Origin of the sequence: Protaetiibacter intestinalis, from assembly GCF_003627075.1 — a bacterium.
In the GTDB taxonomy this organism is placed as follows: domain Bacteria; phylum Actinomycetota; class Actinomycetes; order Actinomycetales; family Microbacteriaceae; genus Homoserinibacter; species Homoserinibacter intestinalis.
This window is the reverse complement of sequence record NZ_CP032630.1, coordinates 1952828-1978349: the sequence shown is the minus strand read 5'-3', so window position 1 is coordinate 1978349 and position 25522 is coordinate 1952828. Positions and strand designations below refer to the sequence as shown.

25 protein-coding genes and 1 tRNA gene are annotated in these 25522 nt (G+C 72.0%); 11 read left to right on the top strand and 15 right to left on the bottom strand.

Annotation, left to right across the window (positions count from 1 at the left end):
- The first annotated feature begins 5 nt into the window (after positions 1-5).
- The 5 genes from D7I47_RS09335 to D7I47_RS09315 all read left to right on the top strand — a co-directional run bounded on the left by D7I47_RS09335 (position 6) and on the right by D7I47_RS09315 (position 5263).
- The gene (locus D7I47_RS09335) at positions 6-1136 is read left to right on the top strand and encodes an ABC transporter substrate-binding protein (RefSeq protein ID WP_120762786.1); all 1131 of its coding nucleotides are present in this window, start codon (positions 6-8) and stop codon (positions 1134-1136) included.
- Entirely contained in the window at positions 1133-2041 is a 909-nt protein-coding gene (locus D7I47_RS09330; RefSeq protein ID WP_405083427.1) for an ABC transporter permease, read from the top strand. The genes D7I47_RS09335 and D7I47_RS09330 overlap by 4 nt, the downstream gene beginning before the upstream one ends.
- A complete protein-coding gene (locus tag D7I47_RS09325; RefSeq protein WP_120762785.1) occupies positions 2038-2832 on the top strand; it encodes an ABC transporter permease in 795 nt (264 codons plus the stop codon). Before D7I47_RS09330 ends, D7I47_RS09325 begins: the two co-directional genes overlap by 4 nt.
- Complete coding sequence (locus tag D7I47_RS09320) at positions 2829-3926, top strand: ABC transporter ATP-binding protein (RefSeq protein WP_120762784.1); 1098 nt, start codon at positions 2829-2831, stop codon at positions 3924-3926. Before D7I47_RS09325 ends, D7I47_RS09320 begins: the two co-directional genes overlap by 4 nt.
- A gap of 122 nt (positions 3927-4048) precedes the next feature.
- Complete coding sequence (locus D7I47_RS09315; protein ID WP_120762783.1) at positions 4049-5263, top strand: winged helix-turn-helix domain-containing protein; 1215 nt, start codon at positions 4049-4051, stop codon at positions 5261-5263.
- A 3-nt stretch (positions 5264-5266) separates the two neighbouring features.
- On the opposite strand, the gene D7I47_RS09310 is transcribed toward D7I47_RS09315, so the two are convergent.
- Both D7I47_RS09310 and D7I47_RS09305 read right to left on the bottom strand, forming a co-directional pair.
- Positions 5267-6157 carry a M48 family metallopeptidase gene (locus D7I47_RS09310; protein ID WP_120762782.1) on the bottom strand — a complete coding sequence of 297 codons (891 nt, stop codon included), beginning with the start codon at positions 6155-6157 and terminating at the stop codon, positions 5267-5269.
- Between the two features lie 72 nt (positions 6158-6229).
- The gene (locus D7I47_RS09305) at positions 6230-6802 is read right to left on the bottom strand and encodes a LemA family protein (RefSeq protein ID WP_405083426.1); all 573 of its coding nucleotides are present in this window, start codon (positions 6800-6802) and stop codon (positions 6230-6232) included.
- A 93-nt stretch (positions 6803-6895) separates the two neighbouring features.
- On the opposite strand from D7I47_RS09305, the gene D7I47_RS09300 reads away from it, so the two are divergent.
- From D7I47_RS09300 to D7I47_RS09290, 3 genes are read left to right on the top strand one after another with little or no spacing between them, the layout of a single operon-like run.
- Positions 6896-7528 (top strand): TetR/AcrR family transcriptional regulator, encoded by a 633-nt coding sequence (locus tag D7I47_RS09300; protein WP_227000578.1) that lies wholly within the window; start codon positions 6896-6898, stop codon positions 7526-7528.
- Positions 7529-7536: 8 nt separating this feature from the next.
- Entirely contained in the window at positions 7537-8268 is a 732-nt protein-coding gene (locus tag D7I47_RS09295) for an ABC transporter ATP-binding protein (protein WP_120762780.1), read from the top strand.
- A complete protein-coding gene (locus D7I47_RS09290) occupies positions 8265-8999 on the top strand; it encodes an ABC transporter permease (RefSeq protein WP_120762779.1) in 735 nt (244 codons plus the stop codon). Before D7I47_RS09295 ends, D7I47_RS09290 begins: the two co-directional genes overlap by 4 nt.
- Positions 9000-9116: 117 nt before the next feature.
- On the opposite strand, the gene D7I47_RS09285 is transcribed toward D7I47_RS09290, so the two are convergent.
- Genes D7I47_RS09285 through D7I47_RS09270 form a run of 4 tightly spaced genes read right to left on the bottom strand, consistent with a single transcriptional unit; the run spans position 9117 to position 13589 of the window.
- Complete coding sequence (locus D7I47_RS09285) at positions 9117-10463, bottom strand: D-arabinono-1,4-lactone oxidase (protein ID WP_227000576.1); 1347 nt, start codon at positions 10461-10463, stop codon at positions 9117-9119.
- Positions 10460-11689: an amino acid deaminase/aldolase gene (locus tag D7I47_RS09280; protein WP_193726427.1), complete on the bottom strand. Its 1230-nt coding sequence runs from the start codon at positions 11687-11689 to the stop codon at positions 10460-10462. Before D7I47_RS09280 ends, D7I47_RS09285 begins: the two co-directional genes overlap by 4 nt.
- A 2-nt stretch (positions 11690-11691) precedes the next feature.
- Positions 11692-12975, bottom strand: coding sequence for an MFS transporter (locus D7I47_RS09275; protein WP_120762778.1), 1284 nt, complete (start codon positions 12973-12975; stop codon positions 11692-11694).
- The gene (locus tag D7I47_RS09270) at positions 12972-13589 is read right to left on the bottom strand and encodes a TetR/AcrR family transcriptional regulator (protein ID WP_227000972.1); all 618 of its coding nucleotides are present in this window, start codon (positions 13587-13589) and stop codon (positions 12972-12974) included. Before D7I47_RS09270 ends, D7I47_RS09275 begins: the two co-directional genes overlap by 4 nt.
- 122 nt (positions 13590-13711) lie before the next feature.
- On the opposite strand from D7I47_RS09270, the gene D7I47_RS09265 reads away from it, so the two are divergent.
- Positions 13712-13785: transfer RNA gene (locus tag D7I47_RS09265), tRNA-Leu, on the top strand.
- A gap of 22 nt (positions 13786-13807) precedes the next feature.
- On the opposite strand, the gene D7I47_RS09260 is transcribed toward D7I47_RS09265, so the two are convergent.
- From D7I47_RS09260 to D7I47_RS09225, 8 genes are all read right to left on the bottom strand, one after another.
- Positions 13808-15082: an MFS transporter gene (locus tag D7I47_RS09260; RefSeq protein WP_120762776.1), complete on the bottom strand. Its 1275-nt coding sequence runs from the start codon at positions 15080-15082 to the stop codon at positions 13808-13810.
- A gap of 86 nt (positions 15083-15168) precedes the next feature.
- Positions 15169-15642 carry a DUF1003 domain-containing protein gene (locus D7I47_RS09255; protein ID WP_319592658.1) on the bottom strand — a complete coding sequence of 158 codons (474 nt, stop codon included), beginning with the start codon at positions 15640-15642 and terminating at the stop codon, positions 15169-15171.
- Positions 15643-15669: 27 nt separating this feature from the next.
- Entirely contained in the window at positions 15670-16992 is a 1323-nt protein-coding gene (locus D7I47_RS09250; RefSeq protein WP_120762775.1) for an NAD(P)/FAD-dependent oxidoreductase, read from the bottom strand.
- Between the two features lie 41 nt (positions 16993-17033).
- Complete coding sequence (locus tag D7I47_RS09245; protein WP_227000574.1) at positions 17034-18302, bottom strand: S8 family serine peptidase; 1269 nt, start codon at positions 18300-18302, stop codon at positions 17034-17036.
- Positions 18272-18787, bottom strand: coding sequence for a DUF501 domain-containing protein (locus tag D7I47_RS09240; protein ID WP_120762774.1), 516 nt, complete (start codon positions 18785-18787; stop codon positions 18272-18274). The genes D7I47_RS09245 and D7I47_RS09240 overlap by 31 nt, the downstream gene beginning before the upstream one ends.
- On the bottom strand, positions 18784-19299 hold the full coding sequence (locus D7I47_RS09235) for an FtsB family cell division protein (protein ID WP_227000572.1): 516 nt from the start codon (positions 19297-19299) through the stop codon (positions 18784-18786). The genes D7I47_RS09240 and D7I47_RS09235 overlap by 4 nt, the downstream gene beginning before the upstream one ends.
- 188 nt (positions 19300-19487) lie before the next feature.
- Positions 19488-20762: a phosphopyruvate hydratase gene (gene eno, locus D7I47_RS09230; protein WP_120762772.1), complete on the bottom strand. Its 1275-nt coding sequence runs from the start codon at positions 20760-20762 to the stop codon at positions 19488-19490.
- 340 nt (positions 20763-21102) lie between these two features.
- A complete protein-coding gene (locus D7I47_RS09225) occupies positions 21103-22362 on the bottom strand; it encodes a histidine--tRNA ligase (RefSeq protein WP_227000970.1) in 1260 nt (419 codons plus the stop codon).
- Positions 22363-22483: 121 nt separating this feature from the next.
- Here D7I47_RS09225 and D7I47_RS09220 point away from each other — a divergent pair, with 121 nt between their 5' ends.
- Together D7I47_RS09220 and D7I47_RS09215 are read left to right on the top strand one after the other, a co-directional pair.
- Positions 22484-23443: an ABC transporter ATP-binding protein gene (locus D7I47_RS09220; RefSeq protein ID WP_120762770.1), complete on the top strand. Its 960-nt coding sequence runs from the start codon at positions 22484-22486 to the stop codon at positions 23441-23443.
- Positions 23440-24507 carry an ABC transporter permease gene (locus D7I47_RS09215; RefSeq protein WP_120762769.1) on the top strand — a complete coding sequence of 356 codons (1068 nt, stop codon included), beginning with the start codon at positions 23440-23442 and terminating at the stop codon, positions 24505-24507. The genes D7I47_RS09220 and D7I47_RS09215 overlap by 4 nt, the downstream gene beginning before the upstream one ends.
- A 1-nt stretch (position 24508) precedes the next feature.
- Here the strand turns inward: D7I47_RS09215 and D7I47_RS09210 are convergent, their stop codons facing one another.
- Complete coding sequence (locus D7I47_RS09210; protein WP_120762768.1) at positions 24509-25516, bottom strand: EamA family transporter; 1008 nt, start codon at positions 25514-25516, stop codon at positions 24509-24511.
- Positions 25517-25522 lie beyond the last annotated feature (6 nt).

The following is a 25522-nucleotide window of genomic DNA, read 5'->3' as shown; positions in this document are numbered from 1 at the left end:
TCCACATGACACCCCTTCCCCGCACCCGGCACCTGCTCGCCGGCACCGCCGCGGTCGTCGCGACCGCGATCGCGCTCACCGGCTGCGCGACCGACACCCCCGCATCGGGCGACGCGGGCAAGGCGGCGACCGCCACGAGCGTCGCCGACTTCGGCACCTTCGCCGACCTCGAGGCCGCCGCCAAGGCGGAGGGCGCGCTCAACGTCATCGCGCTGCCCCGCGACTGGGCCAACTACGGCGAGATCATCGACGCCTTCAAGGCCAAGTACCCCGAGATCACCGTCAACGAGTCCTCGCCCGACATCTCGAGCGCCGAGGAGATCCAGGCCGCCAAGACCAACGAGGGCCTCGACACCGCGCCCGACGTCTTCGACATCGGCCTCACCGTCGCCCTCCAGAACACCGACGTCTTCGCTCCGTACACCGTGCAGACCTGGGACGACATCCCCGACGCCCTCAAGGAGTCGACGGGCCTGTTCGTGGGCGACTACGGCGGGTACATGTCGATCGGCTACGACTCGTCGAAGTACCCCGAGCCGAAGACCCTGGAGGACCTGCTGGGCGCCGACTACAAGTCGGCCGTCGCCATCAACGGCGACCCTACGCAGGCGGGTGCGGCGTTCGCCGCGGTCGGCCTCGCCGACGTGCAGTCGGGCGGCGACCTCGACGACTTCCAGCCCGGCATCGACTTCTTCAGCGAGCTCAACAAGGCCGGCAACATGCTCAAGCTCGACGTCACGAGCGCGACCATCGCGAGCGGCGAGACGCCCGTCGTCTTCGACTGGGACTACCTGAACGCGACCCACGTCGCCGACAACCCCGACTGGAAGGTGCGCGTCTTCCCGGGCACCGGCTACGCCGGCTACTACAACCAGGCGATCAACAAGGACGCCCCGCACCCCGCGGCGGCGCGCCTGTGGCAGGAGTTCCTGTTCAGCGACGAGGGCCAGAACCTGTGGCTCGCGGGCGGCGCCCGCCCGGCCCGCATGGAGGCGATGATCGCCGCCGGCACGATCGACGCGGATGCGGCGGCCGCGCTGCCCGAGGCGCCCGACACGGTCGTGGTGCCCACCGAGGAGCAGTCGACGAAGGCCGGCACGCTGCTCGGCGAGAAGTGGGCGGCCGCGGTCCAGTGACCACCGCCACCCCGGTGACCCCCGACGGGGCGGAGCGCACGGCTCCGCCCCGTCGGGGCGCCTCCCACCTGCTCGCCTGGCTCGGCCTCGCGCCGTTCCTGGCGTACGTGCTGCTGTTCCTGGCGCTGCCGACCGTGCTGGCGCTCGCATCCGGGCTCTTCGACTCCGACGGCGCGTTCACCCTCGACAACGTCGCCGCACTCGGCGACCCCGTCATCCTCACGACCTTCTGGAGCTCGACCTGGCTGTCGCTGCTCACCGCGGTCGTCGGCGCCGTACTCGGGGCGCTCGTCTGCTACGCGATGCTCGGGCTCTCGGAGACCGGCCCCATGCGCACCGCGGTGGATGCCGCGGCCGGCGTCTTCGCCCAGTTCGGCGGCGTCATGCTCGCCTTCGCGTTCATCGCGACGATCGGTCTGCAGGGCGTCGTCACCCAGCTGCTCACGGGCGCGGGCATCGACATCTTCGCCGACGGCCCGTGGATCTACGAGCTGCCCGGCCTCATCCTGCCGTACGTCTTCTTCCAGATCCCGCTCATGGTCATCACGTTCATGCCGGCCCTGTCCGCGCTGAAGCCCCAGTGGGCCGAGGCGAACCTGACCCTCGGCGGCATGCGCGCCTCCTTCTGGACGCGCGTCGGCATCCCCGTGCTCGCGCCCTCGTTCCTCGCCTGCACGCTGCTGCTGTTCGCGAACGCGTTCTCCTCGTATGCGACGGCCGCCGCGCTCGCGAGCCAGGGCTCGCAGATCGTGCCGCTGCAGATCCGCACCGCGCTCACGAGCGAGACGGTGCTCGGGCGCGAGAACCTGGCCGGGGCGCTCGCCCTCGGCATGATCGTCGTCGTGGGGGTCGTCATGTGGCTGTACTCGCTCGTCCAACGCCGCGCCGCGAGGTGGCAGGGATGAACCGCCTCGCCCCCTCGCGCACGACCCGCTGGGTCATCGGGATCCTCGTGGGTGCGTTCTTCGCCATCCCCATGGGGTCGACGCTGCTCTACACCTTCCGCGACGGCGACGGCTTCTCGCCCGTGCACTGGGCCGCGCTGTTCGACCCCGCGCGGGCGGCGCTCTACGCCCCGATCTGGACGGGCCTCGGCAACTCGGTCGTGCTGTCCGTGCTGACCGTCGCGATCGTGCTGTTCGTGCTCGCGCCGACCATGGTGCTCGTGCACCTGCGGTTCCCGCGGCTGCGCCCCGGCTTCGAGTTCCTCGTACTGCTGCCGATCTCGATCCCCGCGATCGTGCTCGTCGTGGGCCTCGCCCCCATCTACCTGCAGCTCGGGCGGATGCTGGGCACCGGCACCTGGACCCTCGCCTTCGCCTACGGCATCACCGTGCTGCCCTTCGCCTACCGGGCGATCCAGGCCTCCATCGACGCGGTCGACATCCGCACCCTCTCGGAGGCGGCGCGCGCGCTCGGCGCCGGCTGGGGCACGGTGCTGCTGCGGGTCATCGCGCCGAACCTGCGCAGCGGCCTGCTCGCGGCATCCCTCATCTCGGTCGCGGTCGTGCTCGGCGAGTTCACGATCGCCTCGCTGCTGAACCGCCAGGTCTTCCAGACGGCGCTCGTCGTCGTCAAGAACAGCGACGGCTACGCTGCCGCCGTCTTCACCCTGCTCGCGCTGGCGTTCGCCTTCGTGCTGCTCATCGTCATCGGGATCGCGGGCCGTGCCCGCGCCGGAAAGGCCGGATCATGACCTCGCCCATCCCCGTGCGGGCGCTCCCCCGCACCTCCGAGAACTCGCTGCTCGCGGATGCCGGAAGCGGCACCCGCGTCGAGTTCCGCGGCATCGTGAAGGACTACGGCGCGACCCGCGTGCTGCACGGGCTCGACCTCGACATCGCGCCGGGCGAGTTCGTGTCGCTGCTCGGGCCGTCGGGCTGCGGCAAGACGACCGCGCTGCGGGTGCTCGCCGGCCTCGAGCAGGCGAACGGCGGCGCCGTGCTGCTCGGCGGCACCGACGTGTCGGGCGTGCCCACCAACAGGCGCGACATCGGCATGGTGTTCCAGTCGTACTCGCTCTTCCCGCACCTGCGGGTGATCGACAACACGGCGTTCGGTCTGCTGCGGCGCAAGGTCGCGAAGGCCGAGGCGTTGCGCCGGGCGGGTGACGCGCTCGCGCTCGTCGGCCTCGACCACCTCGCCGACCGCTTCCCGCACCAGCTGTCGGGCGGGCAGCAGCAGCGCGTCGCGCTCGCCCGCGCGCTCGTGACCGAGCCCCGGGTGCTGCTGCTCGACGAGCCGCTCTCGGCCCTGGACGCGAAGGTGCGCGTGCAGCTGCGCGACGAGATCCGCCGCATCCAGCTGCGCCTCGGCATCACGACGGTGTTCGTGACGCACGACCAGGAGGAGGCGCTCGCCGTCTCCGACCGCATCGCCGTCATGAACGCGGGGCGCATCGAGCAGATCGGCACGCCGGAGGAGCTCTACCTCTCGCCCGCGACCCCCGGGGTGGCGGCGTTCGTGGGGCTCTCGAGCCTCGTGCCGGGCGTCGGCGCCGGCGACACGGTGCGCGTCTGGGAGTGGACGCTGCCGATCGCGGGCGATGCCGCCACGGGCGAGGTCGAGGTGTTCGTGCGCCCCGAGAACGTGCGGCTGGTCGCCGCGGGCGGCGTCGAGGCGGTCGTGCAGGAGAGCACCTTCCTCGGCAGCTTCCGCCGCACCCTCGTGCGCACGACGGATGGCGTCCTCGTGCGGGTGCAGCATCCGGCCTCCGAGCGCGTCGAGTACGACGACCGCGTGCGCATCGCGCTCGACCTCGAGCCCGTCTCGGTCCGTCCGCACCCCTGAGCCCGCCCGCCCATCCCTCCACCCGACATCGCTGAGTGGTCGGTTTCTGGCCCTAAACCCGGCAAATGAGGCGAGAAGCCGACCACTCAGCGATGTCGGGTGGAGGCGCTAGGGTCACTCGGGTGGCCGACAGCATCTCCCCCGCATCCGCGCGGCGCATCGCGCTCGCCGCGCAGGGCTTCGGGCGGCCGCGTCCGGATGCGGTCGGCACGCGGCAGCTGAACCTCGCGCTCGAGCGCCTCGGGCTGCTGCAACTCGACTCCGTCAACGTGCTCGAACGCAGCCACTACCTGCCGGTGTTCGCGCGCCTCGGCGGGTACGACAAGGCGCTGCTCGACCGGCTGACCTTCGCGCGGAAGGCGCCCTACCGCGAGTACTGGGCGCACGAGGCGGCGCTCATCCCGCTCGAGGACTGGCCGCTGTTCCGCTTCCGCATGGAGGACTACCGCGCGTACTTCGCCGACCAGGGCGACCCGTGGCTGAAGGCGCACGCCGACACGATCGCCTGGCTGCGCGCCGAGCTCGCCGAGAAGGGGCCGCTGCCCGCCTCGAAGATCGAGCGCGACGCCGCCGCCCCGCGCCGGGGCAGCTGGTGGGAGTGGGACGAGGTCAAGCGCGGCCTCGAGCGCATGTTCCGGGTGGGCGAGGTCGTCTCCGCCGGGCGCACCAACTTCGAGCGCACCTACGCGCTGCCCGAGCAGGTGATGCCGCCGGGCCTCTGGGAGCGCGAGATCCCCCGCGCGGAGGCCGTTCACCGGCTCGTCGAGCGCTCCGCCCGCGCCCACGGCATCGGCACCCTCTCCGACCTGGCCGACTACTACCGGCTCAAGACGGTCGACGCGAAGCCCGCGCTCGCTCGGCTCGTCGACGAGGGCGTCGTGCGACCGGTGACCGTTCCGGGCTGGAAGAAGCAGGCCTACCTGCACCGCGACGCACGCATCCCGCGACGTGTCGAGGCCACCGCGCTGCTGTCGCCGTTCGACCCCGTGGTGTGGGAGCGCGAGCGGGCGCTGCGCCTGTTCGGCTTCCACTACCGCATCGAGATCTACACGCCCGCGCCGAAGCGCGTGTACGGCTACTACACGCTGCCGGTGCTCCTCGACGAGGCGCTCGTCGGCCGCATCGACCTCAAGAACGACCGCAAGCGCGGGGTGCTGCGCGTGCAGTCGGCCTGGCGCGAGGAGGGCGTCGCGGATGCCGTGGCCGAGCGCATCGTGCCGGCGCTGCGGGAGCTCGCGGCGTGGCAGGGGCTCGACGCGCTCGAGGTCGTCGACCGCGGCGACCTCGCCCGCGCGGTGGCCGCCGAGGCGGGTGTGCCGCTCCTCGACGCGGGTTGACGGTCAGAAGCGGGTGGCGTTGTCGCGCAGCCGCGCGATGCGGTCGTCGAGCGGCGGATGCGTCGCGAAGAGACGCTGCATGAAGCCCGGCTTGTTGGGGTCGGAGATCCACAGGTGCGACATCGAGGTGTTGCTGCGGGCGACCGGCCGGCCGTACACCTTGAGCTTCTCGAGCGCCCGGGCGAGCGCCTCCGGATGCCGCGTCGTGAGCGCACCCGTCGCATCCGCCAGGTACTCGCGCTGACGCGACACCGCCGCCTGCACGACCGCCGCGATGAGCGGGGCGACGATCGCCGCGACCAGCCCGATCACGAGGAACACGAGCGCGGCCGGCCCACCGGCGTTGTTGTTGCGCCCGCGGCCGCCGAAGATCGTGATCCTGAGGGCGATGTCGGCGAGCAGGCCGATCGCCACCACGAGTCCGAAGACGATCAGCGAGACGCGGATGTCGTAGTTCTTCACGTGCCCCAGCTCGTGCGCCATGACGCCCTCGAGCTCCGCGTCGTCCATGATCTGCAGCAGGCCCGTGGTCGCCGCGACGACCGCGTGCTCCGGGTCGCGACCGGTCGCGAAGGCGTTCGGCGCCGCGTCGTCGATCACGTACACCTTCGGCATCGGGAGCCCCTCGGTGATGGCGAGGTTCTCGACGATCCGGTACAGCCGCGGGTTGTCCTGCTTCTGGATCTCGACGGCACCCGAGAGGGCGAGCGTCTCACTCGTGGCCGCGAAGTACTGGATGATCGCGTAGCCGACCGCCACCGCGAACGTGATGCCCGCGATCCACCAGTTGTCGGTGATCCAGGCGGTCAGTGCCCCGAGCGCGCCGATGATGATGATGAACAGGGCGATGATCAGGACGGTGTTGCGCTTGTTCTTCGCGATCGCGGAGTACATGGATGCGGATTCTCAGGGGTCGGTTGCGGGGGTTTCGATACGCCGCTTCGCGGCTACTCAACCAGCGGGGTGTCAGAACTGCACGCGCGGGGGCTCCGCGATGGCGGAGGGCTCCGCCACCTCGAAGAACTCGCGCTCGGTGAAGCCGAGGCCGCGCACGAACAGCGTGTTGGGGAAGATCTTGATCTTCGTGTTCAGCTCGCGGACGCCGCCGTTGTAGAAGCGACGCGAGGCCTGGATCTTGTCCTCGGTGTCGACGAGCTCGCCCTGCAGCTGCAGGAAGTTCTGGTTGGCCTGCAGCTGCGGGTACGCCTCGGCGACAGCGAAGATCGACTTGAGCGCCGACTGCAGGTGGTTCTCGGCGGCGGATGCCTCGGCGGGCCCCTGCGCGCTGAGCGTCTCGGCGCGGGCCTTCGTGACCTCCTCGAACACGCCACGCTCGTGGGCGGCGTAGCCCTTGACCGACTCGATGAGGTTCGGGATCAGGTCGGCCCGGCGCTTGAGCTGCACCGTGATATCGCTCCACGCCTCGTCGACCCGCACGTTGAGCTTGACGAGCCCGTTGTAGGTGGACCAGAGGTAGATCACGACGATGACGACGAGCAGAACGACGATGCCGATGATGACGAGGGCGATGGGATCCATACCTCGCATCTTAGGGGCGGGGTACATGGCCCCGGCCGTGAGTTCGCTTGGGGCGTGTGGGGGGTTCTCCCGGCCGGGTCATAGGCTGCGAGCGTGGGCGAGGCGCAGACGACGCGGCGAGGTCGTCCCCGCAAGGGGGCGACGGATGCGCGCGGCGCGATCCTGAGGGCCGCGACCGCCGAGTTCCTCGCGAACGGCTACGACGACACCTCGCTGCGGGCGATCGCCCGGCGGGCGAAGGTGGATCCGGCGCTCGTGCACCACTACTTCGACGACAAGTCGCAGCTCTTCATGGAGTCGTTCGAGGCGCCGCTGCGGCCCCCGCAGCTCGTCGCGCTCGCCCTCGCCGGGCCGCGCGAGCAGGTGGGTGCGACGATCGTCCGCGGCATTCTGGAGGCGCTCTCGACGCCCGCGGCCGCGGCTCGGGTGCGTCAGCTGCTGCGCACGGCGCTCGGCCACGACTTCGCGGGGGCGGCGCTGCGGCAGTTCCTCGTCCGGGAGGTGCTGCACCGGGTGGCCTCGGCGCTCGAGGTGCCGGATGCGGAGCTCCGCGCGACGCTCGCCGCGACCCAGATCGTGGGGCTCATCGCGGTGCGCTACGGCATCCGCGTGGAGCCGCTCGCCTCGGCGCCGCTCGACGAGGTGGTGCGGCGCATCGGGCCGGTCGTCCAGTGGCACCTGCTCGGCTATGGATCCGTTGACACACCGGAGGCGACGGGCGAATAATTCATCACATGGTGAATTATTCGGATGCGGTCCACGCGACCGGCCTCGTCGTGCGCCGCGGGCGCACCGAGGTGCTGCACGGCCTCGACGTGCACGTGCCCGTCGGTCAGGTGGTGGGGCTGCTCGGGCCGAGCGGGTCCGGCAAGACCACCCTCATGCGCGCGCTCATCGGCGCGCAGCGCACGGCATCCGGAACCGTGGAGGTGTTCGGGCTGCCCGCGGGGCACCGGGCGCTGCGCAACCGCATCGGCTACATGGCGCAGTCGGCCGCCGTCTACGACGACCTCACCGTCGAGCAGAACCTCGACTACTTCCGGCGCGTGCTCGGGGCGCCCGCGAGCGACCTCGACCGGGTCGTCGAGGAGGTCGGGCTCGGTTCGGTGCGACGCCAACTGGCCTCGCGACTGTCGGGAGGCCAGCGCAGCCGGGTCTCGCTCGGCATCGCCCTGCTCGGCACGCCCGAACTGCTCGTGCTCGACGAGCCGACGGTGGGCCTCGACCCGCTGCTGCGGCAGGAGCTGTGGGGACTGTTCGCGCGCCTCGCCGCGGGCGGCGTCACCCTGCTCGTCTCGAGCCACGTCATGGACGAGGCGCGCCGCTGCGACCGCCTGCTGCTGCTGCGCGACGGCCGACTCGTGGCCGACGACACCCCCGCGGGTCTGCTCGCCGCGACCAGCGCATCCGACCACGACGAGGCGTTCCTGCGCATCCTCGAGCGCGAGGGCGAGGTGGCGGCATGACCCCGCGCCTCACGCTCGCCACGGCGGGCCGGGTGCTCACCCAGGTGCGTCACGACCCGCGCACGATCGGGATGCTGCTCGTCGTGCCGGCGCTGCTCATCGGCCTGCTCGCCTGGATCTTCGACGACACCCCCGTGTTCGCCCAGGTCGGGCCGGCCATGCTGGGGGTGTTCCCGTTCATCGTCATGTTCCTCATCACGAGCATCACCACCCTGCGCGAACGACGCAGCGGCACCCTCGAGCGGCTGCTCGTGATGCCGCTCGGCAAGGGCGACTTCATCGGCGGCTACGCGATCGCGTTCGGCCTGCTCGCGACCCTGCAGGCCGTCGTCGCGGCGGCGTGGGCCGTGTGGGTGTGCGGACTCGAGGTCGAGGGCGAGGTGTGGCTGCTCGGCGCGGTCGCCATCGCGAACGGCCTCGTCGGCACGATGCTCGGCCTGCTCGCGAGCGCCTTCGCGACCACCGAGTTCCAGGTGGTGCAGTTCATGCCCGTGATCGTGGCGCCGCAGATCCTGCTCGGCGGCATCCTGCTGCCGCGCGAGAACATGCCGGACGTGCTGCAGGCGGTCTCCGACTGGCTGCCGCTGTCGTACTCGATCGACGCGCTGAACCTCGTGTCGACGGATGCGGATGCCACGGGCGATGTGCTCGCCGACCTGCTTGTGGTGGGCGCCTTCGCGCTCGGCGCGCTCGTGCTCGCGGCCCTCACCCTGCGCCGCCGCACGCCGTGAGGCCGCCGCCGCAGCGGCCCCTCCCTGCTGGTTGAGTAGCCCGCGCAGCGGGCGTATCGAAACCCATGCAGACGTGGGCACTCGGGGCCTCACCCAGCGGGAAAGGGGGCCGCAGCGCTAGCGACCGAGGACGCGCTCCAGGTACGGGTTCTGGAACACGCGGTCGGGGTCGAGGCGGTTGCGCACCGCGAGGAAGTCGCCGAACCTCGGGTAGCGCTCGGCGAAGACCTCGTGGTCGAGGGTGTGCATCTTGCCCCAGTGCGGGCGTCCGCCGTGCGCCAGGAAGATCTCCTGCGCGGCCCGGAAGTACTCGGTCGGGTCGTCCTTCACGTAGCGGTGCACGGCGATGTAGCCCGACTCGCGTCCGTGCGCGGTCGACATCCAGTTCTCGTCCGCCGCCGCGGCCCGCACCTCCACGGGGAAGCCGATGCGCCATCCGGATGCGTCGATCATCGCCCGCAGCTCGTGCAGCGCCGCCGGCACCTCGTCGAGCGGCAGCGCGTACTCCATCTCGCGGAAGCGCACGTTGCGCGGGGCGGTGAACACCTCGTAGGAGTGGTCGGTGTACTCGCGGTCGCCGTACACCTTCGTGGCGAGGCGGTTGATGGCGGGCGTCGCGGCGGGGGCGACGCGGCCGACGTTGCACATGACCGCGAGGGCGCCGTTCGACATGAGCCGCTCCTCGACCCAGTTCGCGACGGGCCCCACGGGCTTGCGACCGGACTCCACGGGGAGGCGGGTGTTGGTCTTCGTCATGACGCGGTCGGTGTGCGGCCACCAGTACAGCTCGAAGTGGTCGGCCGCCTCGACGCGGTCGCGGAACTCGTCGATCACCTCGAAGTCCTCCGGGTGCTCGACCGCGTGCAGCAGGTAGGCGGGCACGCACTGGATCTCGAGCTCGACGAGCACGCCGAGGGCGCCGAGGCCGAGGCGCACGGCGGGCAGCAGCTCGGCGTTCTCGTCCTCGGTGACGCGCAGCAGCGATCCGTCGCCGGTCACGAGCAGAGCGCCCGTGATGGTCGTCGCGAGGCCGCCGAAGCGCAGACCCGTGCCGTGGGTGCCGGTCGAGGTGGCGCCGGCGATCGACTGGCGGTCGATGTCGCCCATGTTCTGCAGCGCGAGGCCGTACGGTGCGAGCAGCTCGGGCAGCTGGTGCAGGCGCGTGCCGGCCGCGAGGGTGACACGCCCCGTCTCGCGGTCGACGCCGCGCACGCCCTGCAGCTGGTCGAGGTCGACGAGGATGCCGTCGGTCGCCGCGATCGCGGTGAAGCTGTGCCCCGCCCCGACGACCTTGAGCGGCAGGCCGCGCTCGCGCGCCGCGCGCACGACCGCCTGCACCTCGTCGACGCTCGCGGGCGAGGCGCGGAACGCGGGCCGCGAGGCCTCGGTGCGCCCCCAGTTGCGCCACGGCGCCGACGAGCGCAGGCGCGCCTCGGCGGTGTGTCCGGGTACCGTCGCCGTCACAGGAACGCCTTCCCTTCTCCACGGTAGGTGGGCATCCGGTCGACGATGCGACCGTCCTCCACCAGCACGAACTCGTTCAGGTGCTCCGAGAGCTCCCCCGCCTTCACGTGGCGGAACCAGACGCGGTCGCCGACCTTGAGGTCGCGCGCGGCGTCGCCCTGCACGGGGGTCTGCACCTCGCCCGCCTCCTCGCGGGAGAGGTACTTGAGCCCCTCGGGCCAGACCGGCCGCGGCAGGCGGTCCTGTCCGGGAGGGCCGGAGGCGATCCAGCCGCCGCCGAGCACCGTCGCGATGTCGGCGGAGGGCCGCCGCACGACGCTCATCGCGAACGAGGCGGCGGGCGCGGGCTGGAAGTGCTCGTAGCCGTCGAAGAGCAGCGGGCCGAAGAGGCCCGAGCCCGCGGCGATCTCGGTGACCGAGGGGTCGTCGTGGGTGGATTCGAGCGAGCCGGTGCCGCCGCCGTTGACGAACTCGAGCTCGGCCACCTTGCGCACGGCCGCGACGGCCGCACCCCGGCGCTCGCGCAGCTCGGCGGACGAGGCCTTCTGCATCGCACGTATGGCGACGTTGCCGAGCCCCTGGTTGCCGACGCCGGCGACCTGCGCCTCGTAGCCCATCATGCCCACGAGCCGGAAGCCGGGCCGCTTCACGATCGCCGCCGCGACCGAGGCGGCCTCGGCGACCTCGTGGATGGGCGAGCGCCGCACGCCCACGTGGCCGAGCACCGGGTTGCGGTACGAGGCGTCGAGTTCGAGGCACAGTCGGATGGTCGCGCGCTGCGAGGGCGGCGCGACCGCGTCGATGAGGTCGAGCTGCGTGAACGAGTCGACCATGAGGGTGACGCGCGAGGCGAGCTTCTCGTCGGAGGCGAGCTTCGCGATCGCCAGGTGGTCGGCCGTCGGGTAGCCGACCACGACGTCGTCGTGGGTCTCGGCCAGCCACAGCGCCTCGGGCAGGGTGTAGGCGAGGATGCCGCGGAAGCCGGGCAGGGCGAGCACGGCATCCAGCACGCCGCGCACCCGCACCGACTTGCTGGCGACGCGGATGGGCGTGCCCTGCGCGCGCTGCAGCATGTCGTGCGCGTTGGCGGCGAGCGCCTCGACGGCGACGACGCCGAACGGCGGTTCGATCCCGGCCGTGGCGGACGCCAGGCGCGGCCACCATTCCGCGGGCTTCTGCCACGGCCGGTCGTTCTGGGGGGCGAGGGTGAGAGGCACTGCGGTCACCCCTACTTGACGTCGCGCACGAGGCTGACGACGAGCGCGCCCATCGCGGCGGCGAGCGCCGCGATCATGAACATGCCGCGGAATCCGCCGAGCGCGTCGACCACGAAGGCGCCGAGCAGCGGCGCGAGGGCCTGCGGCACCTGGAAGGCGATGTTCATGATGCCGAGGTCCTTGCCGCGGTCGTGCGGGTCGGGCAGCACCTGCGTGGCGAGCGCCTGGTCGACGGCGAGGAAGGCGCCGTAGCCGAGGCCGAGCAGCGCGCCGGCGACGAAGGTGGCCTCGTAGCTCGTGACGAACACGAGCACGAAGGCGGCGACCGCCTGGGCCAGCGAGCCCCAGATGACGAAGATCTTGCGGCGGGCGAGCCGGTCGGAGAGGTAGCCGACGACGAGCGCGGTGAGCACGACGCAGATCAGGTAGACGACGATGAGCGGCAGCAGCGCATCCTCGGCCTTGTCGATGCCGATCTCCAGGCCGAAGGCCAGGTAGTAGAGCAGCAGGCCGGTGCCGAGCGCGTTGCCGGAGTTGACGAGCACGCGGCTCGTGAGCGTCCACGCGAAGTCGGGGTGCTTGCGCGGCGAGATCCACATGCCGCGCAGCAGCGCGCCGAGGGTGAACTGGGGGCGCTCCGCCTTCGTGATCGGGGTCTCCTTGGTGAAGAACACGATCGGCAGCACGAGGATCGCGAGGCCCACGGCCATCGCGATGTAGCCGAGGGTGACGGTGACGAAGACCTCGGTGATGAGCAGCACGCCGAGGATGATGCCGACCGCCTGGGGCGCCGACATCCAGCCCGACACGAAGCCGCGCTGGCGCACGGGCACGAGGTCGGAGATGAGCGCGGTGAGCGCGGACGACAGGATGCATAACCCGACGATCGTGAGCGCCCAGAAGGTGGCGATGAGCACGATGCCGTGCACGAAGCCGAGCGCCACGAGGGATGCCGCGAAGAGCGCGGCGCCGCCGAGCACCCACGGACGACGACGGCCGAGGCGCGAGGTGGTGCGGTCGGAGAGGAAGCCGGTGACGGGGAAGGCGATGATCGCCGCGGCCCCCGCGATGCCGGAGATGATGCCGAAGGCGACGACCGAGTCGGTCCAGTCCTGCGGCTGTCCGATCTCGGCGTCGACCTGCACGGGCAGCAGCACCTGGAACGGGCCCAGCTGCGCCATCCAGACGCCGAGCCAGGCGGCGGCGAAGGCGGCGATCCAGCCGCCGGTGACCGCGCGCTGCGGCTCGGTGAAGGCAGCCGAGGGCCCCTTCACGGTGAGGTCGGGAGTGCTCATGTCGTCTCCTGTCGTGCGGTCGGCGTGCGGGGTTCGGCGAACCCGACGAGTGCTGCGGTGGCGAGGTCGATGGTGTGGCGGGCTGAGGCGTCGTCGCGGTCGGCGAGCCAGGCGAGCGTGACGCCGTCGGTGATCGTGACGATGAGGCGTGCGAGGTGCTCGACCGGCACGGCCCAACGGATGCCGAGGTGGGTCTCGGCGGCGGTGAGCAGTTGCTCGGCGGTGCCGTGGTACCGGGCGTACTGCTCGGCGGGCAGGTCGGAGAGCTCGGGGGTGCGCAGCGCGTACTGGGTGAGCTCGAACATGGCCTGCTCGCGCCCGGGGGCGAAACGCACGTGCTCGAGGTAGGCGGTGAGGGTGCGGCGGATGGCGTCCTCGACGTCGACCGCGTCGGCGAGCAGGCCCGCGAGCGCGGCATCCGACTCATCGGAGACGACGAGCTCGACGACGTCGCGCAGCAGCTCGTCGCGGGACGGCACCGCGTAGTGGAAGCTCGAGAGCGGCATGGAGGCCTCGGCGACGATCGCGCGCGTGGTGGCGGCGTGCACGCCGTCGCGGTCGACCACGGCGAGCGCGGCGCGGGCGAGCGCGGCACGGCGCTCGGCGGCGGGCATGCGCGTCACGGCGTCTCCTCTCATCCACGAGTCCCCCGGAGTTGGACAAGTGTCCCAGACGACCGTTCATGTCGCCAATCCCCCCGTTCGGAGGGGCGCCGCGCACGGCAGAATGGGGGCGCGCCCTCGTAGCCCAATCGGCAGAGGCAGGCGACTTAAAATCGCCTCAGTCTGGGTTCGAATCCCAGCGAGGGCACCGCATCCGGCGCCGGCGCGCCCTACTTCACGTGCTGCACGAGGGCGATCACCGCGCCGCCGATCGCCGTGACGACGCCGGCGAGCATGAACAGGCCCGAGAAGCCGCCCACGGATGCCACGATGAGCGCCCCGAGGAGCGGCGCCATCGCGACCGGCACCTGGTAGGCGACGTTCATGATGCCGAGGTCCTTCGCGCGGTTGCGGGCATCCGGCAGCACCTGGGTGGCGAGCGCCTGGCCGACGGCCAGGTAGGCGCCGTAGCCGAGGCCGAGCACCGCGCCCGCGACGAAGGTCGCCGTGTAGTCGGAGGTGAACACCAGGATGAGGGCGGCGAGGCCCTGCAGCAGGGCGCCCCAGATGACGAACACCTTGCGGCGGGCGATGCGGTCCGAGATCCAGCCGCACAGCAGCGCCGAGAGCACCACGCCCAGCAGGTAGACGAGGGTGAGCGGCAGGAAGGCCTGGCGCGCACGGTCGCCGAAGTCGAGCTCGTAGGCGAGGTAGTACAGCAGCAGGCCCGTGCCGAGCGCGTTGCCGGCGTTCACGAGGAAACCGCTCACCCAGGTCCAGGCGAAGTCGGGGTGCGCCTTCGGCGAGATCCAGAGGCCCGCGAGGAGCGAGGTCGTGGGCCGCTGCTCCGCCGTGATCGGCGCATCCTTCACCCCCACGAGCACCGGCACCACGAGCACCACGATGGTCGCCGCGAGCACGAGGTAGCCGAGCGTGACGGTCGCGAACACCTCGGTGAACAGCACGGCCCCGAGGATGATGCCGATGGCGCGCGGCGACGACATCCAGCCGGCGACCCAGCCGCGCTGCCGCACCGGCACCTGGTCGTTGATGAGCGCGGTGAGGGCGGATGCGGCGGCGCTGAAGCCGACGAGCGCCACCGTCCAGCACACCGTGATGAGCGCGATGCCGTGCACCGACCCGAGGGCGACGAGCCCGACCGCGAAGAGCGCCGAGCCGCCCGCGATCCACGGCCGGCGGCGACCGAAGCGCGAGGTGGTGCGGTCGGAGAGGTACCCGGCGATCGGGAAGGTGAGGATCAGGAACGCACCCGCGACGCCCGAGACGACGCCGAACGCGACCACCGAGTCCGTCCACGCGGCCCCCTCGCCGAGCTCGCCCGCCACCTGCAGCGGCAGCGCCACGCGGAACGGGCCGAGCTGCGCCATCCAGACGCCCACCCACGCCGCGGCGAAGGCGGCGATCCAGAGCCCGCTCACCGCCCGCTGGGGTTCGGCGAACGGCGCACCGCTCGGGGTTCCTGCGGACACGGCGGCATGCGTCATGGACGGTCTCCTCATCGTCGAGTTCGACCACTGTCGCAAGCCGCGCGGCGCGCTGCCACTCCCCCGTTGAGGGTGGGCGGCCCGGTCTACCCCTGGCTCGGGGCGTCCCGCTCGAGCGCGCACAGCCGCTCGTGCAGCTCGCCGAGCATCTCGACCTGCTTGCGGTTGAGTTCGAGCAGCACCTGCACGTCCTTCCGCGCCGCCTGATCCACCTCGAAGTCGTGCTGCGCGAGCGCCGCCGACACGGCATCCGAGCGCTTCGCGGCGATCAGCAGGATCGCGCCCTGCAGGCCCGCGAGCATCGACAGGAACAGGTTGAGCAGGATGAACGGGTAGGGGTCCCAGTGCGCGAACACCGCGACCGTGTTGAACACGGCCCAGACGAGCATGAAGCAGAGGAACACGCCCACGAAGGTCCAACTGCCCATGCCGTTGCGCAGGCGGTCGGCCGCCCGCTCGCCGAGGGTCAGCGCCTGTTGCTCGCGCGCGTGCCAGTCGGCCTGGTGGTGCGGCCGCGCGGTGACGGCCGGGGTGTTCCGCAGGATGTCGAGTGCGTTCACCCGCACATCATCGCGCGCTCGGGCGGGTTACGCCTTGGGGCGCGACGCGAACGTCTCGAACGCCTCCCGCGGCACGTCGCGCGCCGGGATGCCGACGAGGTCGCGGCGGAACAGGAAGTTGATGATCCAGTTGCCGAACACGCGCGCCTTGCGCTCCCACATGGGCATCGCGAAACCGTGGTAGCCGCGGTGCATGATCCACGCGATGAAGCCCTTGATGGCGAGCTTGCGGTACTGGTAGACGCCCCGGTAGAGGCCGATGCCGGCCACCGCACCGAGGTTCGTGTGGTTGTACTCGGCCGGCGCGTCACCGCGGATCTCGGCCACCAGGTTCTTGGCGAGGCGCTTGCCCTGACGCACCGCGTGCTGCGCGTTCGGCACGCAGAAGCCGCCGACGCCGCCGCCCGAGAGGTCGGGCACCGCCGCGACGTCGCCCGCGGTCCAGGCGTCCGGAACGACCACGCCGTTCTCGTCGACGATGCGCAGGTCGGCCTGGGCGCGCAGACGCCCGCGCTCCTCGATCGGCAGGTCGGTGCCGCGCACCACGGGGTTGGCCATGACGCCGGCCGTCCACACGATGAGGTCGGACTCGAAGCTCTCGCCCGTCGACAGCTCGATCCTGCCGTCGACGGCGGATGCGAGCTGCGTGTCGAGGTGCACCTTCGCGCCCCGGCTGTCGAGCTCGCGCAGCACCCAGTGGCTCGTGGGCAGCGACACCTCGGGCATGATCCGCCCCATCGCCTCGATGAGGTGGAAGTGGGTGTCCTCGAACGCGATCGTGTCGTACGCGGCCACGAGCGAGCTCGCGAAGCTGCGCAGCTCGCCGAACACCTCGATGCCGGCGAAGCCGCCGCCCACCACGACGACCGTCAGCAGGCGGTCGCGCTCGGGGCCGGCGGGCAGGTTCGAGGCCTTCGCGAAGTTGTCGGTGAGGCGGTCGCGGATGGATGCGGCCTCCTCGATCGTCTTGAGCCCGATGGCCTGGTCGGCGACGCCCGGGATGGGGAAGGTGCGTGAGACGGCGCCGGCGGTCACCACGATCGTGTCGTAGTCGACCGTCCACGGCTCGCCGACCGCGGGGGTGATCTCGGCGGTCTTCGAGGCGTGGTCGACCTTGGTGACCTTGGCCGTGATGACCTTCGTCTTCTTCAGGTGGCGGCGGTGCGCGACCACCGCGTGACGGGGCTCGATGGAGCCGGCCGCGACCTCCGGCAGGAACGGCTGGTAGGTCATGTAGGGCAGCGGGTCGACGATCGTGACCTCCGCCTCGCCGCGCCGCAGGTGCTTCTGCAGCTTCTTGGCGGTGTAGAAGCCGGCATAGCCGCCGCCGACGATCAGGATCTTGCGCACCGTGGGGGTTCTCCTCGCTGGGGGAAAAAGTCGCCTCCAATCTACCGCCTGCGCGCCCGCCCTCCGTACGCCCGGGCGGCGCCCACGAGGAAGCCGCCGATCACGAACGCGACGAGCAGCGCCCCGAGCAGCGGAACGCCCACCTGCGCGAGCTGGAGCGGGCTCGGCACGAGCACGCCCACCGGGTCGAACCGTCGTGCGGGCTCGGCCTGCTCGACGGGCGCGGGACCGGCGACGAGGGTCGAGCCCTCGGCGTCGTGGGGGCGGTTCACCCGGATCCACTCCGCAAGGTCGCCCATCGGGTTCGCGTCGACGTGCGGCACCTCGGCCGTCACCGCGGCGTACGCGTCCAGCAGCCCGAAGCCGTAGGTGACGTCGGCACCCGGCGCCCCGGCATCCCGCGCCGTCGCGGTGATGCGGTTGATGACGTTGGCGGCGTCGAGCTCCGGATGCGCGGCCATCACGAGCGCGACGACCCCCGCCACGATCGGGGTGGCACCGCTCGTGCCGTTCCAGCGCACGTGCGTGCCGTCGGGCATGGCCCCCACGAGCCCCTCGCTCGGCGCGGCGACGCCGATGGTCACCCCCTGCGCGGAGGCGTTCTCGCTCGACTGGCCCGCGCGGTCGACCCCGGCGACCGTCAGCACGCCGGGCATCGTCGCGGGCGCCCCCACCTCGTAGGTGCCCGAGCCGCGGTTGCCGGCCGCGGCGAGCACCACCACGTCGTGGTCGGCGGCGTAGGTGAACGCGTCGTCCCAGCTGACCGGCCAGTCGAGGGTGTTGCGGGTGAGCGACATGTTGATGATGTCGGCGCCGTGGTCGACCGACCAGCGCACGGCATCCGCGATCTGCTGGTCGGAGTCGCCCGTGTCGAGCCCGATCGAGACGGCGAGGATGGAGGCCTCCGGCGCGCTGCCGATGACCCCGGAGCCCGAGCCGGTGCCGCGGCCCGCGGCGAGCGAGGCGACGAGGGTGCCGTGCTCGCCGTCCTTGCCGACCGGGGTGCGGCCGTCGGCGCTGCCCTTGCCCGAGAAGTCGGTGCCCCCGACGACGGCCCCGTCGAGCTCGGCGGGCGAGCCGACGCCCGTGTCGATGACGGCGATCGTCACGCCGGCGCCGCGCGTGACGCTCCAGGCGTCGCGGATGCCGTAGTCGTCGAGCCAGTACTGCGCGTCGCGCACGGCATCGGCGCCGGAGGCGACGGCGGGAGACGACCCGGCCAGGCAGCCCGCGGCCACCAGGATCGCCCCGGCGAGGGCGGCGACGAGGCGACGCACGGTCAGCCCGCGGCCGCGCCCGGCTCGGCGCACGTGCAGCGCTCCGGCGACCAGCTCGCGCGGGCGAGGGCCGCATCCCCGATCGGGTTGACGCCCGGGCCGGCCGCGAGCGCGTGGGCGGCGAGCGCGTGCAGGCACTTCACGCGCTCGGGCATGCCGCCCGCCGAGAACCCGGCGATCTCGGGCACCTCCTCGATGCTCGCGCGGTCGGCCAGGTAGGAGAGGTGGGCGGCGTGGTAGGCCTCGGCGATCTCGTCGACGAGCAGCGCGGCGAGCTCTGGCATGACTCCCGTGGCCTCGAGCGTCGACATCGCGGCGGTGGCACCCGGATGCGAGAGGTAGTAGAGCGTCGGGAACGGCGTGCCGTCCGGCAGTCGAGGACTCGTCGCGACGACGGTCGGGTTGCCGCAGACGCAACGCGCGGCGATGCCGACCACCCCGCGGGCGGGGCGGCCGAGCTGCTGCGAGACGACCGCGATCTCGGCCTCGGTCGGGGCGGGGAACGGGGGCCGCGTCATCCGGAGGAGCCCTGGGTCGGCGAGTCGATCGTGCCGTCGAGCTGCTGGGGGGTCGCGTCGGTGAGGCCCGCCGTGTAGACGCTCGACAGCAGCGCCGTCACCCAGTCGACGCGGGTGGTCTGGATGCTGTCGCTGATCGGCAGCTCGTCCTCGGCCTCCGGGGTGCCGTCGTCGTCGATGACGAGGTAGCTGACGTCGCCCGGGTAGACGTAGTAGAGCCGGTCGCGCGCCTGCGCCTCGACGTAGGCGGGGTCGCTCCAGCGGGCGACCTCCTCGTCGAGCTCATCGACCTGATCCTGGGCGTCCTGCACCTGCTGCTCGAGCTGGGCGAGCTGCTGCCGCTGCTCGACGAGCGTCTTGAAGCGCGGCGCGAGCACGACGAGCGCCGCCACGATGAGCAGCAGCGCCGTGAGAGCGAACCCCGACAGCCGGAAGTTGCGCAGCCACGCGGCGCCACGCGACGGCTCCGCGAGCGTCACGGGTGCACGCTCGGTGCGGGGCTGTCGACTCACCCGTCCAGGCTAAGCGACGGCCGATGCGAGGACGCCGCGAAGCGCCGTGCACCCCCACCCCGCTGGTAGAGTGCCCCGCGCAGCAGCACCATCCCGCTGGTTGAGTGCCGCGCGCAGCGCGGTGTATCGAAACCAGCAAAGGCGCCCCTCGACGGGGCGCCTTTGCTCGGTGAGGCGGGTCGAGGGGCCTACGCGCGACGGAAGGCGCTGCGACCGGCGTAGACGGCGGCCTCGCCCAGCTCCTCCTCGATGCGCAGCAGCTGGTTGTACTTGGCGACGCGCTCGGAGCGGGCGGGGGCACCGGTCTTGATCTGGCCGGCATCCGTGGCGACGGCGAGGTCGGCGATCGTGGTGTCCTCGGTCTCGCCGGAGCGGTGCGAGAGGATCGCGGTGTACCCGGCGCGCTGGGCGGCGGAGACGGCATCCAGCGTCTCGGTGAGGGTGCCGATCTGGTTCACCTTGACGAGGATCGAGTTGGCGACGCCGAGGTCGAGCCCCTTGCGCAGACGCACCGGGTTGGTGACGAAGAGGTCGTCGCCGACGATCTGCACCTTGTCGCCGATCGCCTGGGTGAGGGCGACGTAGCCGTCCCAGTCGTCCTCGGCGAGCGGGTCCTCGATGGTGACGAGCGGGTAGTCGGCGATGAGGCCCTCGTAGTAGGCGGTGAGCTCGGCGCTCGAGAGCTCCTTGCCCTCGTACCGGTAGACGCCGTCCGCGAAGAACTCGGTGGAGGCGACGTCGAGGCCGAGGGCGATGTCGCGGCCGGGCTCGAAGCCGGCGGCGGCGATCGACTCGAGGATGAAGTCGAGGGCCTCGCGGGCGGTGGCGATGTCGGGCGCGAAGCCGCCCTCGTCGCCGAGGCCGGTGGCGTAGCCCTTCTTCTTCAGCTCGCCCTTGAGGGCGTGGTAGGTCTCGGCGCCCCAGCGGAGGGCCTCCGAGAAGGTGTCGGCGCCGATCGGCAGGATCATGAACTCCTGCACGTCGATGCCGTTGTCGGCGTGGGCGCCGCCGTTGATGATGTTCATGAGCGGCACCGGGAGGGTGTGCGCGTTCGGTCCGCCGACGTAGCGGAACAGGGGCAGGTCGGCGGAGTCGGCGGCCGCCTTCGCGACGGCGAGCGAGACGCCGAGGATGGCGTTGGCGCCGATGCGCGACTTGTTCTCGGTGCCGTCGGCCTCGATGAGCTCGGCGTCGACGAGGCGCTGGTCGGAGGCCTCGAAGCCTTCGATGGCCGGGCCGAGCACGTCGAGCACACCCTCGACGGCCTTCTGCACGCCCTTGCCGAGGTAGCGGCCCTTGTCGCCGTCGCGCAGCTCGTAGGCCTCGAAGGCGCCGGTGGAGGCGCCGGAGGGCACGGCGGCACGCGACACGGTGCCGTCTTCGAGGAGCACCTCGACCTCGACGGTCGGGTTGCCTCGGGAGTCGAGGATCTCGCGGGCTCCGACGGCCTCGATTGCAGACACGGGGTACTCCTTAGGGGGATGTGGTGTGTGGGGCGTGTGCGCCCACCCGCGATCCTACCGACTCGCCATCCACGTCGATCTCCCGGAGAAATGCAGGAACCTCGTCGCATCGACCCGCTGTTCACCTCGCTCGGGGCACCGGTATCCGGGTTTCTCCTGCATTTCTCCGAACTCCGGATGCGAGTTCCTGATGCGAACGTGGCAGCGGCGACCGTGCGGAGTCGCACTCGCCGACCCTCAGAAATGCAGGAGATGTCCGAGCGGCGCCCCGGGTTCACGGGGACGGGTGGGAGCGGGGGCGGGTTTCTCCTGCATTTCTCCAAAGGCAGCGCGCGGGTGCTCAGCCGAGGGGGCGCAGCTCGAGGGCGTCGACGGATGCGGGGGCGTCGGCGCCGAGGAACGCGAAGGAGGTGAAGCCCTGCTCGGCGAGCCCCTCGAGCTGCAGCTTGGTGTTCTTGGCGCGCTTCACGAGCCGGGCGCGGTCGCCGCGGGCGACGAGCGCGGACTGCAGGGCGAGCAGGGCCGCGAGCGGCGCGTCCGTGTCGTGCACGAGCGCGACGGCCGCTCCCCCGACCCCGGCGGGCGGCTCGACGAGGTCGACGAGGCGCTCGAAGCCGATCGAGAACCCGGCGGCCGGCACCTCCGTGCCGAGGAAGCGCCCGATCATGCCGTCGTAGCGGCCGCCGCCGCCGAGCGAATACGGAACGCTCGGGTGGGCGAGTTCGAAGATGGCGCCCGTGTAGTAGCCCATGCCGCGCACCAGGAAGGGGTCGAACACGAGGGGCGGCTCCTCCTCGCCGCGGGCCGCGGCGACGGTCTCGCCGATCGCGACGAGCGAGGCGACGACCGCGTCGTCGGCTCCCGCGGGCAGGAGCTTCCGGATGGCGGCCTCGCCGAACGGCAGGTACTCGAGCGTCTGCGGACGGGCGAGGAATGCACGGAACGCCTCTACGGCATCCGGGGCCGAGCCGCGTTCGGCGAGCTCGGCGACCACGCCGTCCGGCCCGACCTTGTCGAGCTTGTCGACCGTGATGAGCACGGCGTCGTGCTCCTCGGCGGGGAAGCCGAATCCGGCGAGCATGCCGATCAGCAGGCGCCGGTCGTTGATGCGGATGGTCGCATCCGCGAGCCCGAGGGCGTCGACGGTCGCGAGCGAGGCGACCAGCAGCTCGGCCTCCGCCTGGATGCCGGGCTCGCCGATGATGTCGATGTCGCACTGCACGAACTGCCGGTAGCGCCCCTTCTGCGGGCGCTCCGCACGCCACACGGGTGCCGCCTGGATGCTGCGGAACACGGCGGGCAGCTCGGCCCGGTGGGTGGCGTAGAAGCGGGCGAGCGGCACCGTGAGGTCGAAGCGCAGACCGAGGTCGGCGAGGTCGAGCGGCTGCTCGGCCGCCTGCAGGTCGTCGCGGGTGAGGCCGCGCTTGAGCACCCCGAAGGCGAGCTTCTCGTTGTCGCCGCCGAGCCCCGCGTGCAGGCGGTCGGAGTCCTCCACGACAGGCGTCTCGATCTCGTCGAAGCCGTGGGCGCGGTACACCCGCAGGATCTCGTCGCGCACGCGCTCGCGGCGCGCCTTCTCGGCGGGGAGGAAGTCCCGCATGCCACGGGGAGGGTTCACCTGGGATGCCACCCGTCGATTGTGTCAGGTGGGCCGAGGGGATGAACGCGGGTCGTCCCCGCGACGGATGCCGCGGCCGCCACCGGCACCGTACGCTCGCGGCATGAGTGCTCCCCAGGCCGTCCCGTCACCCGCCCTCGCCGACATCCTCGTGGAGGATGTGGCCCGTTCCTTCGGCAGCGTGCACGCCGTGCGCTCGGTGAGCTTCGAGGCCCGCGCCGGCGAGGTGACCGGCCTCGTCGGCCCGAACGGCTCGGGCAAGACGACGCTGCTGCTCATGCTCGCGACCCTGCTCGTGCCCGACCGCGGCACCATCCGCATCGGCGGGCACGACCCCGTGACCGAGAGCGCCGCGGTGCGCGCGCAGCTCGGCTGGATGCCGGACGTGCTCGGCGCCTGGCCCAACCTGACCGTGCGGCGCAGCCTCGAGCTCACCGCCCGGCTCTACGACCTCCCCCGCCCGGCGGCCGCCGCCCGCGCCGAGGAGCTCGTCGAGCTCGTCGACCTCGTGGAGCTCGCCGACCGTCCCACCCGCGTGCTCTCGCGCGGGCAGAAGCAGCGCCTGAGCCTCGCCCGCGCCCTCGTGCACGACCCGCGCGTGCTGCTGCTCGACGAACCGGCATCCGGTCTCGACCCGGGGGCGCGGATCGCGTTGCGGGTGCTGCTGCGCCGGCTCGCGGCCGAGGGGCGCACGATCGTCGTGTCGAGCCACGTGCTCGCGGAGCTCGACGAGCTCGCCGACCGTGCGGTGTTCCTCGAGGCCGGGTCGACGGTGAGCGCCGAGCGGGTGGAGGCGGCGCGCGTCGCCGAACGCGGCTGGCGTATCCGGGCGATCGACCCCGCGGGCCTGTACCGCGCCCTCGTCGACTCCGGCGTCGACGCCGCCCGCATCGTGACCGAGCCGCAGGGGCTCGTCGTGCCGCTCGCGGGCGACGAGCGGGCGGCCGAACTGCTCGCGGCGCTCGTGGCGGCGGGCATCCGCGTCGTCTCGTTCGCCCCCGCGGTGGGCGACCTCGAGCACACCTTCCTGGATCTGAACTCCGACGGGGAGGAGGCACGATGACCTGGCTCACCCGGATGTGGACCGTCGCCTCCCTCGAGCTGCAGCAGCGCGTGCGCGGCGCAGCCTGGTACGTGCTGCTCGGCGTCTTCGTCTTCATCGTGCTGCTCGTGACCGTCTTCACCTCGATCGCGACGTGGAACTCGGACGCCCCGGGCGCCGTGCTCTACTCGCTCATCGTCTACTTCGTGCTGCTGCTCGGCAGCCTCGTGACGCCGGCGCTCTCGGGCAATGCGATCAACGGCGACCGGGAGGCGGGCACCCTCGCCACCACCCAGGTGACGCTCGTCACGACGGCCCAGCTCGTGCTCGGCAAGCTGCTCGCGGCGTGGATCACGGCGCTCGGCTTCCTCGTGGCGGCACTGCCGTTCCTGCTGTTCGCGCTCGCCCAGGGCGGCGCCGAAGCGCCCACGGCGATCGTGTCGGTGCTCGTGCTGGCGCTGCAGCTGGGCGTCGTGTCGGCGATCGGCGTGGGTCTGTCGGGGCTCATCCGCCGCCCGCTGTTCTCGGTCGTGGTGACCTACCTCGTGGTCGCCTTCCTGTCGGTCGGCACGGGGATCATCTTCGCCCTCGGCGGTTTCGTCGGGCAGGAGACCGTGACCGTCCGGAGCGAGTACATCGACTGGGAGGCCTCCTCCGACGAGATCGACCCGGAGACCGGCCGCCCCGTCGACATCGTCTGCGTCACCGACGACTACGAGTACACCCAGCCGCGCTTCGACCGGGTGTGGTGGGCGCTCGCGGCGAACCCGTACGTGCTGCTCGCGGATGCCGTGCCGACGACCTTCGACCCGGGCGGCTACCCGGCGGACCTGTTCGGCTCGATCAAGCTCGCCGTGCGGCAGGCGCAACTGCCTCCGGCGGAACCACAGGCGTGGTCGGAGTGCACGGACGACTACGTGGACTCCGACACTCCGACGGCGCGGGACATCATCGACGAGACGGTGCCGAGCTGGGCGGTGGGTCTCGCGCTGCACCTGCTGCTCGCGGGCGGCCTGGTGGCGGGCGCGATCGCCCGCACCCACGCCCCCACGCGCCGGCTCACGGCAGGCAGCCGGGTGGCCTGACTCAGCCGGGGTCGGCGACGATCGCGACGGGCTCGGTCACGGGCAGCGGCTCGGCGAGCGGCGACGTGACCGGGCCCTCCGGTTCGAGGCGCACGAGCACGATCCCTCCGAGGATGAGCGCGGCGCCGAGGAGGGCGACCGGCCCGATCGCCTCGCCGAGCACGATCCAGCCGACGATGCCGGCGAACACGACCTCCGAGAGGCCGAGGAACGAGGCGACGCGGGTGCCGAGCAGGGTGATCGCGGTGATGCCCGCGACGTAGGCGAAGGCGGTCGAGATCACGCCGACCACGACGAGCGGCACCCACCACGGGGCGCGGGTACCGAGGAAGTCCGCCTCGCCGAAGCTCGCGTGCATGGGCAGCACGCCGACCGCGCCCGCGAGCCCGAGCACGATCGCGCCGATCACGAATCCCGCCCAGGCGAGGGTGATCGGCGGGATGCCGTCGGGCATCTTCGCGCCGATCACGTAGTAGACCGCGACGCCGATCATGGCGACGGCGGCGAGCGCGACGCCGATCGGGTCGAGGGCGGCGCCCCCGGTCGGGCCGATCACGAGCACGAGGCCGGCGAGCGCCACGGCCGCGCCGATCAGCACGAGGCGGTGCGGCATCCGGCGCGTGCGCACCCAGGCGAGCAGCAGCAGCGCGACGGGCGCGAGGTACTCGATGAGCAGGGCGATGCTCACGGGGATGCGCTGCAGCGAGGCGTAGAAGGCGAGCTGCACGCCGGCGACGGCGAGGGCGGCGTACGCCAGCACGACCCATCGGGCGCGCCAGAGGGGTCGCAGATCGCCGCGGACGGCGAGGAGCGCGGGGACGGCGAGCACGAGGGCCGCGATGACGAGGCGCGCGAAGACGGCGGCTCCGGGCGTCCAGCCCTCCGAGAACAGGGGTTTCACGATGGTGCCGCCCGCGCCGAAGGCGAGCGCGGCGGCGAGCCCGAGTCCGACGCCGAGGATGCCGCGGCTAGCGGGGGTGGTGCGCATCGCGGCTCCCGATCTGGTCATGGGCTA